Raw genomic sequence first — 11,716 nt, 5'->3', positions numbered from 1 at the left:
TTGTAATTTGTTTTACAAGGGCTTTTTTATAGCTACTTTATCTAAATTTTATCAAACTTAACAAAGCTTTAAACTGTAAACGTGGACAATAATATGAAACCAATAAAACACGTCGTAATCGCAGGCGGGGGCACGGCAGGGTGGATAACAGCCGCCTTGCTTAATAAAGTGTTAGGTAAAGTAATTAAAATAACCCTTATTGAGTCAAGTACTATTGGCACTATAGGCGTGGGTGAAGCAACAATTCCGCCTATTATTCAACTTAACAATGCACTGGGTATAAACGAGCAAGACTTTATAAACGCTACAAATGCATCTATAAAATTAGGAATTGAGTTCGAAAATTGGAAAACCCCCTCTCATAGCTATATGCATGCTTTTGGCTCATTTGGGAAAGACTTCCCCTTTTGCGATTTTTACAATTTTTGGGTAAAAGGACATATTAGCGGTGCAGAAGAAAGCTTATGGGACTTTTCTCTAAACTACCAAGCGGCTAAACAGCATAAATTTGCACCCTTAAATACCCTACCTAATACACAATTGCCTGGCTTGAGTTATGCGTATCACTTTGACGCAACGTTATATGCTGAGTTTTTAAAAAAACTCGCAACATCACGCGGTGTTGAGCATATTGATGCCAAAATAGAGCAGGTTGAACAATGCCCTCTATCAGGAAATATAAAATCATTAACCCTTGATAACACACAACAGATAAATGGTGACCTTTTTATAGACGCTACTGGGCAGCGCGCCTTACTCATAGAGCAAACCCTTAACACCGGTTTTGTCGATTGGTCTCATTATTTACCGTGTGATAGCGCCGTTGCGGTGCAGTCTCAAGGTACTAGCGAGCTAAAACCTTATACGCGTTCAATTGCACACAGCGCAGGCTGGCAGTGGCAAATACCGCTGCAAAGCCGAATAGGTAATGGCTTGGTGTACTGTAGTCGTTATTTATCTGACGATGCGGCAACGCAGTTATTATTAAATAATTTACCCACTGAGCCAATGACTGAGCCGAGGGTGATTAAATTTAAAACAGGGCGGCGGTTAAAACAATGGCATAAAAATGTGGTATCGGTTGGCCTTGCCAGTGGCTTTTTAGAGCCGCTAGAGTCTACCAGTATTCATTTAATACAAAGTGCCGTAACCCGTTTAATAAAGCTGTTTCCACACAATGGCATAAGCGAAGCTTTAGTTACTGAATTTAATAAGCAAAGCGTGATAGAAATTGAGCACATTCGTGATTTTATAATATTGCATTACACACTAACAGCACGAGAAGACTCTCCATTTTGGCGACAATGTAAGCAAATGGACATTCCTGACTCATTGGCCCATAAGCTCAAATTATTCAAGCAAACCGGCAAAGTAGTGCGCGAAAACGACGAATTATTTGCCGAAGTTGCCTGGCAACAGGTGTTTATTGGCCAAGGTCTTATCCCCGAAGATTACAACAGCATTGTTGACTCACTCAGTAGTGAACAACTAAACGATTTATTCTCAACACTAAAAACGCTTATTACCTCAACGGTAGATCAATTACCCACTCATAAAGATTTTTTAGCAAAAATTAAAAAGGCCTGATGATGCAACTTTTAAAAAAACTTTTACTTGTAAGTGCCTGTACTTTACCAACCATTAGCTACGCACTTGACGTCGAGCCAGCTAATTGGTGGGTTGGCATGAACAAAAACACGATTACCATCATGGTTCATGAGCAAAACATTGCAAACGAGCAAATTAAATTAGCGAAATACAACGGCGTTAAGTTAAATAAAGTAACCCGTACCGACAATCCAAATTATGTATTTTTAAATATTACCATTACCGACGCCGCTAAAGCCGGAACGCTTGAATTTAATAGCAGCGAAACAAGCAATAACTTTGAGTTTCCACTTCTTGAGCGAGATAAAAACAGCGCTCAGCGTCAAGGGTTTACATCAGCTGATACGCTTTATTTAATTAACCCAGATCGCTTTGCTAATGGTGATAAACAAAACGATACTGTCGCAAGCATGTTAGAAGCGGCAAACCCGAGTATAAAAGGTGGGCGCCACGGTGGTGATATTCAAGGCGTTATAAACGCGCTACCCTATTTAAACGATTTAGGCGTAACACAGCTTTGGTTAACCCCAGTGCTTGAAAACAACATGCCTAATTATTCTTATCATGGTTATGCAATTACAGACTTTTATAAGGTTGACCCACGAATGGGCTCAAACCAGCTATACAAAACGTTATCAGTAAAAGCAAAAGAGCAGGGTATAGGCCTTGTAATGGATATGGTTCTTAACCATTTTGGCTCTGAGCATACTTGGGTTAACGATAAGCCAACTAAAGATTGGATTAACTTTAATGGTGAGTTTAATAAAGGCAAAAATGCCACCAGCCATGCGCGCCAAACCATACAAGACCCACACGCCAGTGAATACGACAAGCGCCAGTTTAACGATGGCTGGTTTGTAGAAACCATGCCTGATTTAAATCAGCGCCAACCACTGTTAAGTGAATACTTAATTCAAAATGCGATTTGGTGGATAGAATACGCCGATTTAAGCGGCATACGTGTTGATACCTACTCGTATTCAGATAAAGCATTTTTGAGTGATTGGACAAAAGCCATAATGCAAGAGTACCCAGACTTTAATATTGTTGGAGAAGAGTGGACGTCTAACCCTGCTATTGCCTCTTACTGGCAACGTGGAAAGCATAACCAAGATGGCTATACATCAAGCTTACCAAGCGTGATGGACTTTTCGTTGCAAGAGTCGGTAATTCAAGCGCTAAATGAAGATGAAAGCTGGAACACGGGTTGGGTTAAAGTATATGAATCGTTAGCTAATGACTTTTTATACCCTGATACCAATAACATTATGGTATTTGCCGATAACCACGATATGAGCCGTGTTTACACAGAGCTTGGCCAAGATGTAGCCAAAACAAAAATGGCGATGACCTTGTTTTTAACCACACGTGGCATAGCGCAAATGTATTACGGTACGGAAGTACTATTAGATAACACCCCAAGTAAAGACCATGGTGATATTAGAATCGACTTCCCCGGCGGGTTTGAAGGCCAAACTCGTAATGCCTTTACCAAAGAGGGCTTAACAAAACAGCAAAAAGAGATGCATAACACCATCAGTACGCTGCTTAACTTTAGAAAAAACAGCTCAGCATTAGATAAAGGAAAGCTTGTACACTTTACGCCTCAACAAGGGGTTTATAGTTATGCGCGTATTAGCGATGAGCAAACAGTGTTGGTATTTATGAATAAAAACACACAAACGCTACAAAAAAATATTGAGTATATGCAAGAGGTAATGCCTAACAGCACAACAGCATTTAATTTATTTACTCAAAAAACACAAAAGCTTGGCAAAACCATTGAATTACCAGCGATGAGCGCAACGGTACTCGTTATAAATACGCCACAATAGTGACCTGAATACGTATGCAGCAACTGTATGGTTGCTGCAGTAATCTTTAGTATAAAGTTAATAACAATACTGACAAAAAAGACACACAATGAAAAAATCAGTTTATGTACCCGCAGTACTGTGTAGTGCACTTATTGCTACAGGGTGTTCAGAAAATAACAAACCTGAACAACAGCAAGCACCTGCCCACACGCAAAATGAGCTTACCAAGCCGGTTGTATATCAAGTATTTACCCGTTTGTTTGGTAATACCGAAACAGCCAATGTGCCATGGGGCACTAAAGAGCAAAACGGCGTAGGTAAATTTGCCGACTTTAACGATGCAGCCCTCAAAGGTATTAAAGAGCTAGGTACCACGCACGTTTGGTATACCGGTGTATTACACCACGCGCTAGTGGGCGATTATACCGACTACGGCATTTCACAAGATGACCCCGATGTAGTAAAAGGTCGCGCAGGGTCACCGTACGCAATTAAAGATTACTACGATGTTAACCCCGATTTAGCCGTTAATGTAACAAACCGCATGGGAGAGTTTAGCCAGCTTATTGAACGTACACATAGCCACGGTATGAAAGTCATTATTGATATAGTGCCTAACCATGTTGCCCGAAATTATCAATCACTTGGAAAGCCTAAAGGCGTAGAGGATTTCGGCGCACAAGACGACACCAGTAAAACGTACGATAAAAATAACAACTTTTATTATGTGCCTGGGCAGTCATTTCAAGTGCCTACTTCTACAACTTATACCGTGTTAGGTGGAAAGGATCACCCACTTGCGGATGGCTTTTTTGATGAAACACCTGCTAAATGGACAGGTAACGGTGCCCGTGCACCAAAACCCGATATTAACGATTGGTACGAAACAGTAAAAGTAAATTATGGCGTAAAGCCAGATGGTAGCTACGATTTTGCTCAGCTGCCAAACGACTATAAAGACAAAGATTACCGTGATCATTATGCGTTTTGGCAAGATAAAGAGCTACCAGATAGCTGGTACAAATTTAGAGACATTGCGCTTTTTTGGTTAGACAAAGGCGTTGATGGCTTTAGATACGACATGGCCGAAATGGTACCGGTTGAATTTTGGAGCTTTTTAAATTCGTCAATAAAAATGAAAAAAAGCGATGCCTTTTTATTGGCCGAAGTATATAACCCGTTAATGTACCGTGCCTATATTCAGCAAGGTAAAATGGATTACCTTTACGATAAAGTCGGCTTTTACGATACCTTAAAAGCGATAATGCAACTTAAACAACCTGCCAATAGTATTTTTGATGCGCATCAAAGTGTGCTCGATATAGAGCAACACATGCTGCATTTTTTAGAAAATCACGACGAGCAACGAATCGCAAGCCCGGATTTTGCGGGTAATGCCCAGTGGGGTAAACCTGCTTTAGTTGTTTCTAATTTAATTAGCCGCGCGCCAACACTTTTATATTTTGCTCAAGATGTGGGAGAAGATGGCTCTGAAAACGCGGGGTTTGGAGCGCCGACACGTACCAGTATTTTTGACTACATTGGCGTTCCAGCGCACCAAGCATGGATGAATAACGGAAAATTTGATGGCGCTAATTTAACCGCAGAGCAAGTAGCACTTCGTGATTACTACAAAGCGGTTATGTCACTGAATAGTTTACCTGCTGTAGTAGGCGGAGAAATGTCGGCACTTAACCTTGTAGGAAGTGAACGTGTTGTTGGTTTTACCCGCTCTTTAGGCCAGCAAAGTGTGTATGTGTTAAGTAACTTTAGCGAGCAGCCACAAACAGTTACGGTTAATTTATCAAAGGCACAATTAGGTGCAATGAGTGAAAATACGCTATTAAATGATTTACTTGAAAATCACACCACCGAGCTTAAAGCTCACCCGCAATGCGCTACATTTAACCTCACACTTGATGCATTTAGCAGCGCAGTATTAACAAATAAGGCTAATAATGAATAATCAAAATAATAATACCGATAAGCCAAATTTAAGTTTTTGGCAAATATGGAACATGTGCTTTGGCTTTTTAGGCATACAATTTGGTTTTGCCCTGCAAAACGGCAATGTGAGCCGAATATTTCAAACATTAGGCGCACAAGTTGATGATATTCCCATTTTATGGGTTGCAGCCCCACTTACAGGCTTAATTGTTCAGCCTATTATAGGCTATTGGAGCGATAAAACGTGGGGGCGCTTTGGCCGTCGTCGTCCGTTCTTTTTTATAGGTGCAGTGTTAACAACGCTTTCACTATTTATTATGCCGCATTCACCAACGCTTTGGATTGCCGCGGGTATGTTATGGATCATGGATGCGTCAATCAACGTAACCATGGAACCGTTTAGAGCACTTGTTGGTGATAACTTGCCAGAAAAACAACGCGCTACCGGTTACGGTTTACAAAGCTTTTTTATTGGTATTGGTGCGGTACTAGCCTCAGCATTACCATGGATGATGACTAATTGGTTTGATGTAAGCAATACCGCAGCGCCAGGGCAAATTCCTGAGTCTGTTAAATACTCATTTTATTGGGGTGGGGTTGTGTTACTCGTTGCTGTGCTTTGGACCGTAGCACGTACTAAAGAATACAGCCCTGAGCAATTAGCGGCTTTTGAAAAGCAAAGCGCTCAACCTACTACAAGCAAAGTGGTTGATATTAACTTTAATAAAGGTGCCATTATTTTTGTGGTACTGGGTTTAGCAACTCTTGCATTAGTCATGGGCTTATCCCTTGAAAAAGAATTATACCTACTTGCTGGTGGTTTATTAGCGTTTGGTATTGTGCAGTGGATTGCAGCGGCGCTTAAAAGTGCGAATAAAACCCAAGGTGGTTTTTACCAAGTAGTACAAGATGTATTTACTATGCCGGAGGCTATGAAGCAGCTTGCTTGGGTGCAGTTTTTTAGCTGGTTTACTTTATTTGCTATGTGGATTTATACCACCGCTGCAGTAACAAGCTTTCATTATGGTAGTAGTGATGCAACTTCTAAAGCATTTAACGATGGCGCAGACTGGGTGGGTATTTTATTTGCCGCTTACAATGGATTTGCCGCAATTGCCGCTATGTGTATTCCGTTTTTAGTTAAAAAAATGGGATTAAAAGGCGCGCATTGCTTTAATTTATTGCTGGGCGCGTTAGGTCTTGCAAGCTTTATGTTTATTCAAGACCCTAAAATGTTACTTATACCTATGATTGGAGTAGGGTTTGCTTGGGCGTCTATTTTATCACTCCCGTATGCCATGTTAAGTAACGCACTACCGAGTAACAAAATGGGCGTTTATATGGGGATTTTTAACTTTTTTATAGTTATACCTCAGTTACTTGCCGCCAGTGTTTTAGGGCTTATTTTACGCCACGTATTTTCTAATCAGCCTATTTACGCATTATTAATTGGTGCAGCTTCGTTTGTTGTTGCTGCTGTTGCAGTAATGCGCGTTAAAAATTCTCATTAAGGACACACAATGAAAAAATATAACCTTATAACCGCCTCTCTTTTAACGTTAGGTTTAACGGCTTGCGGCGCTCAAAACACAAGCACGACTAACGAAAGTACCACAGCACAGGTTACATCAGCACCAGGCGCCCCAGGCGCAGAGCCTTTTTGGGCTTATGCGGGTAAAACAGGTATTGGTACATCATACGAGCAATACCAAAACGGCCAATACACTGATGCAGCTGCAACGGGGGATGTGTCTAAAGTATGGTTTTCAATAGCTAAAGGTATGATCACCGAAACCATGTTTGGGCTTATTCACCAAGCACAAATAAAAGACATGCAATTTATAGTAACAGGTAAAGATTTTACCGTTAGTGAAGCGGATGATTTAAATGTCACCATTGATTACTTACATAAAGATGCACAAGGTCGCCCGTTATCGCTGGCTTATAAAGTAACAAGCACTGATAAACAAGGCCGTTTTAGCCTAGAAAAACACATCTTTACTGACCCAGATGGGCAAACCCTATTTGTACGCAGCGTATTTAATACTGAGCTTGAAGGGCTAAAAGCGTATGTGTCTGTTAATCCGTACATTAATAATAACGGCTTAGGTGACTTTGCTAAAACAACAGAGCAAGGCCTAGTAGCATGGGAAAACGATAACTATCTATCACTTCAATCCGCGTCACCATTTAAAGCAAAAACGGTAGGGTTTACAGGAAAAAGTGACGGTATTAACACCCTTAAAACTACGCAATCTATAACTACCCAATACACAAATACCGGCGAAACTGCTGGTAATGTAAGCATGCTTGCAGAGCTTGGCGAGATAAGTGCAAATACCACTTTTGATTTAGCCCTGAGCTTTGGTAAAACGCAGCAGCAAAGTATAAAGCAAGGCGAAAAAAGCTTAGCTAAAGGGTACCAAACGGTGCTCGATCACTACAACGGCAAAGGTGAAGCGCTAGGCTGGGAAGATTACCTACAAAGCCTAAAACCGCTTAATACCATGGTTGAACAAACAGCCGATAACGGTAAGCTTTTATACACCAGCGCCATGGTATTAAAAGCACAAGAAGATAAAACACACGCAGGGGCATTAATTGCTTCTTTATCTAACCCATGGGGCGAAACGGTTTCAGCCAAAGAGGGTTCTACGGGTTATAAAGCGGTATGGGTGCGCGATTTTTATCAAGTAGCCATGGCATTTATGGCGCTTGGTGATACTGCCACAGCAAAAACAGCGTTTGAATACCTTGAAAAAGTGCAAGTAAATAGCAAAACACCAGGTAATAAAGGCGATACAGGCTGGTTTTTACAAAAAACACACGTAGATGGTGAATTAGAATGGGTAGGCGTACAGCTTGACCAAACCGCTATGCCTATCATGCTGGCATGGAAGTTACATAAAGCCAACGTACTTAGCGATGAAGAGCTAAAAAACTGGTACGGCAAAATGTTAAAACCAGCGGCAGATTTTTTAGTAGAGGGCGGACTTGCTAAAATTTTGTGGAACGACACACAAATTACACCACCGGCAACACAACAAGAGCGCTGGGAAGAGCAAAGCGGTTATTCGCCATCTACAACTGCGGCAATAGTGGCAGGCCTTATTACCGCAAGCGATATCGCAACGCTTAGTGGTGATGATAAAAACGCGCAGCGCTACCTTGCCACGGCTAAAAAATACAGCAGCGATATTGAATCGCAAATGTTTACTACCGAAGGTAACTTAAAAGGCGAGAATAGCGATGGCGAATACTTTATTCGTATAGGCCAAGATACCGATGCAAACTCAAACACTAAAATTAACGCTAATAATGGCCGCGAAGGGTTTAATAAAAAGCAAATTTTAGATGGCGGCTTTTTAGAGCTAGTACGCTATGGCGTACGCGGTGCAAATGATGAAAGCATCGTTAAAACACTACCTGAGTATGACGACGAAACGCTTGAAGATAACCTACAAGTTAAATACAGCTTTAGCTTTGACGATGGCAGCGGCACTTTTGCAGGCTACCGCCGCTATGGCAATGATGGCTACGGTGAAGATGAAGTTAAAGGCACAAACTATGCTGAGGGTGGCAGTAATACACCAGGCCAACGTGGGCGTGTATGGCCATTTTTCACCGGTGAGCGCGGGCATTACGAAATCGCAGCGGCTAATGCAAACAACGCTCTGGATGATGCTAAACAAGCGCAAATTAAAAACAGCTATGTGAAAGGCTTAGAGCAATTTGCTAATAACGGCCTTATGTTACCAGAGCAAGTATGGGATGGTGTAGGGGTTAACAAAGCAGGTTATGAGCTAGGCGAGGGAACTAATTCAGCAACACCATTGGCATGGACTCATGCCGAGTATATTAAATTAGTCCGTTCACTGAGCGACAAACAAGTTTGGGATCATTATCCCGTTGTTGAGAAAGCTTTAAAATAAGGCTAGTACAAAATGTAAAATTAAAGCCACGGTTAACAGCCGTGGCTTTTTTGTATCTAAGTGGGGGTTTAATGTTTAATAAGCACAATGAAGTTGAGTGATAAATTCTTAACTAGACCCTCTGGCAATTAATACCGGCGGTAAAAGGGTGCTTTGTACTTTTTCTTCACGTATTAATTTAAGCAGGTTCTCTACTAACATTTGCCCTGCGACGGTGGTGTCTTGCGCTATGGTGGTGAGCGGTGGGTTTATGTAGCTTGCAATGGCTATGTTATCAAAACCGACCACGGCCACTTCGTTAGGGACATTAATATTGGCTTCTTTTAAAGCGCGAATTGCACCAATGGCAATTAAATCACTAGCGGCAAATAAGGCGTTAAATTTAATGTTATTAGCAATAAGTGAGCGCGTAGCATGATAACCAGACTCTTCAGTAGAAATAGCATTGGCCATTTTTCGCTCATTAATGGTTATACCATTATTAAGTAGCTCATCTTTAAACCCCTGAAAGCGGGCAAAAAATTCTGGGCTGTGATCAGATGCATCACCGATAAACGCGCAATCGGTGCGGCTATGGGCAATTAAATGGCCAGCGGCTAGTTTGCCCCCGCCGTAGTTGTCGCAGCATACAGTAAGGTCTGGGCGGTTATCTACTGTGGCGCCCCAGCATACAAACTTAGTGTTTTGGTCAAGCAAGGTTTTAAATTTTGGCTGAAAGTCTATGTAATCACCATAGCCGAGCAAAATAATACCATCGGCTCTGTGGCTGTCTTCGTAGTCGGCTTGCCAATCGGCGCTAGCTGATTGAAACGACACCAATAAGTCGTAACCTTCTTTTGCACACGCACGGGTAATACTGCCCAGCATTGATAAAAAGAATGGGTTTATTTGTGATTCATCTGATGTTGGGTCTTCAAACAACAATAGCGCAAGGGTACTACTTTGCTGAGTACGTAAGTTGCTGGCATTTTTATCAACTTTATAGTTAAGTTGTTTTGCTATGTCGTGGACGCGTTTGCGTGTTTCTTCATTAACAAGGGGGCTGTTACGTAAAGCGCGAGATACAGTTGATTGTGAAACCCCTGCATAATGGGCAATGTCAAATGAGGTGGCTTTACCTTTCATTGTTACAACTTAATTAAATGCTAAATAATTGTGTCATTTTCGACTATTAGTGAATTATTTCAAGCTTTTTGCGATTTATTATTGATCTAATCCTGACACCGGTGTCATAATGTCAATGTTTTATCATTTTGTTGTCAAAACGTATTAGCTGCTATTTTATATAGCAGCCTTTTTTACTGTGATAGCTACTTTGAGGTGATAGCTCAAAGTGTATAAATAACAACGCATAGTCGTTGTAAAATAATAAGCATAAGCCGCTTACACAAAAGAGATAATACCATGAGCCAAAATTCTTCTGCCCAGTTTAACCCTATCTTAGTTGCCGATATTGGTGGCACCAATGCGCGCTTTGCATTAATTACCGACTTTAATGAGCAAACTAACCAATTTGTTATTGAGCATATTAACATATTTCCCAGTGCTAATTTTGGCTCTTTAGAAAGCGCACTTGAACAATACCTAACAACGATTCCTCATGTTACGCCAACTCAGGCATGTTTAGCTGTTGCAGGCCCTATAAAAGCAGGCCAAGTGCATTTAACCAATTTAGGTTGGCACTTTAGTGTTAGTGAATTTAAAGCACATTTTAATTTAACACAATTAGAAGTAATTAATGACTTTGCTGCATTTGCTTATGCAGCGCCTTATTTAGACTCAACGCAAAATATTACTATTAAGCCTGGTCAAGCCGATGCAAATGCAAATATTGGTGTTATGGGACCAGGTACTGGCTTTGGTGCTGCGTGTTTAGTGCGTACAGCGCAGTCAACTGCAGTATTAAGCTCTGAGGGCGGGCATATGTCGCTTGCTCCTGTAAACGAGCTAGACGCTTTATTAATTAACGAGCTTCGAAAAGAGCACCCTCATGTATCTATAGAGACTGTTTTTTCAGGCCCTGGTATTGCCCATTTATACAAAGCAATGGCAGCCGTGAAAGGGGTTACAGCTAAAAATTTAGATGCGGCACAAATTAGTAGCCTTGCAAACAGTGGCGAGTGTGAAGTGTGCGATGCAACGCTTAATCAGTTTTGTGACTGGATAGGCAGTGTGGCAGGCGATTTAGCGGTAGTATACGGCGCATTAGGTGGCCTATTTATAGGCGGCGGTATTTTACCGCGTATGCAAACGCGATTACTTGAAAGCCGTTTTGTAGAGCGTTTTTCGCAAAAAGGTGTTATGTCGCAATATGCAGGGCAAATTCCAGTTACTTTAGTAACACAAGATAACATACCGCTAATTGGGGCGGGTGCGTGTTTATATAACAGCAAGTAAATTTGCTTAATGGTT

The 11,716-nt window shown here is 41.3% G+C and carries 7 protein-coding genes; 6 read left to right on the top strand and 1 reads right to left on the bottom strand.

What is annotated here, in order from left to right; all coding sequences use genetic code 11:
• Positions 1-93 precede the first annotated feature (93 nt).
• The 5 genes from MTN96_RS05845 to MTN96_RS05825 all read left to right on the top strand — a co-directional run bounded on the left by MTN96_RS05845 (position 94) and on the right by MTN96_RS05825 (position 9,304).
• Positions 94-1,587: a tryptophan halogenase family protein gene (locus MTN96_RS05845; RefSeq protein WP_248530944.1), complete on the top strand. Its 1,494-nt coding sequence runs from the start codon at positions 94-96 to the stop codon at positions 1,585-1,587.
• Positions 1,587-3,443 (top strand): glycoside hydrolase family 13 protein, encoded by a 1,857-nt coding sequence (locus MTN96_RS05840; RefSeq protein ID WP_248530943.1) that lies wholly within the window; start codon positions 1,587-1,589, stop codon positions 3,441-3,443. The genes MTN96_RS05845 and MTN96_RS05840 overlap by 1 nt, the downstream gene beginning before the upstream one ends.
• 88 nt (positions 3,444-3,531) lie before the next feature.
• Positions 3,532-5,391: an alpha-amylase family protein gene (locus MTN96_RS05835; RefSeq protein ID WP_248442522.1), complete on the top strand. Its 1,860-nt coding sequence runs from the start codon at positions 3,532-3,534 to the stop codon at positions 5,389-5,391.
• On the top strand, positions 5,384-6,883 hold the full coding sequence (locus MTN96_RS05830; protein WP_138685148.1) for an MFS transporter: 1,500 nt from the start codon (positions 5,384-5,386) through the stop codon (positions 6,881-6,883). The genes MTN96_RS05835 and MTN96_RS05830 overlap by 8 nt, the downstream gene beginning before the upstream one ends.
• 9 nt (positions 6,884-6,892) lie before the next feature.
• On the top strand, positions 6,893-9,304 hold the full coding sequence (locus tag MTN96_RS05825; RefSeq protein ID WP_248442519.1) for a glycoside hydrolase family 15 protein: 2,412 nt from the start codon (positions 6,893-6,895) through the stop codon (positions 9,302-9,304).
• Positions 9,305-9,412: 108 nt separating this feature from the next.
• Here the strand turns inward: MTN96_RS05825 and MTN96_RS05820 are convergent, their stop codons facing one another.
• Entirely contained in the window at positions 9,413-10,429 is a 1,017-nt protein-coding gene (locus MTN96_RS05820; RefSeq protein ID WP_248442517.1) for a LacI family DNA-binding transcriptional regulator, read from the bottom strand.
• A gap of 279 nt (positions 10,430-10,708) precedes the next feature.
• Between MTN96_RS05820 and glk the strand changes: the two genes are divergently transcribed.
• The gene (gene glk / locus MTN96_RS05815; RefSeq protein WP_024034046.1) at positions 10,709-11,701 is read left to right on the top strand and encodes a glucokinase; all 993 of its coding nucleotides are present in this window, start codon (positions 10,709-10,711) and stop codon (positions 11,699-11,701) included.
• Positions 11,702-11,716: the final 15 nt, after the last annotated feature.

The sequence above is a fragment of the Pseudoalteromonas sp. 2CM28B genome, from assembly GCF_023161935.1.
Note: the sequence above shows the minus strand (reverse complement) of the source record. Positions and strands in the feature narration are given on the sequence as shown.

What these genes read in the sequence shown, in the direction of transcription:
- MTN96_RS05840 (WP_248530943.1), top strand. Translation starts at nt 1,587, where the DNA reads ATGATGCAACTTTTAAAAAAACTTTTACTTGTAAGTGCCTGTACTTTA.
- glk (WP_024034046.1), top strand. Translation starts at nt 10,709, where the DNA reads ATGAGCCAAAATTCTTCTGCCCAGTTTAACCCTATCTTAGTTGCCGAT.
- MTN96_RS05835 (WP_248442522.1), top strand. Translation starts at nt 3,532, where the DNA reads ATGAAAAAATCAGTTTATGTACCCGCAGTACTGTGTAGTGCACTTATT.
- MTN96_RS05820 (WP_248442517.1), bottom strand. Translation starts at nt 10,429, where the DNA reads ATGAAAGGTAAAGCCACCTCATTTGACATTGCCCATTATGCAGGGGTT.
- MTN96_RS05825 (WP_248442519.1), top strand. Translation starts at nt 6,893, where the DNA reads ATGAAAAAATATAACCTTATAACCGCCTCTCTTTTAACGTTAGGTTTA.
- MTN96_RS05830 (WP_138685148.1), top strand. Translation starts at nt 5,384, where the DNA reads ATGAATAATCAAAATAATAATACCGATAAGCCAAATTTAAGTTTTTGG.
- MTN96_RS05845 (WP_248530944.1), top strand. Translation starts at nt 94, where the DNA reads ATGAAACCAATAAAACACGTCGTAATCGCAGGCGGGGGCACGGCAGGG.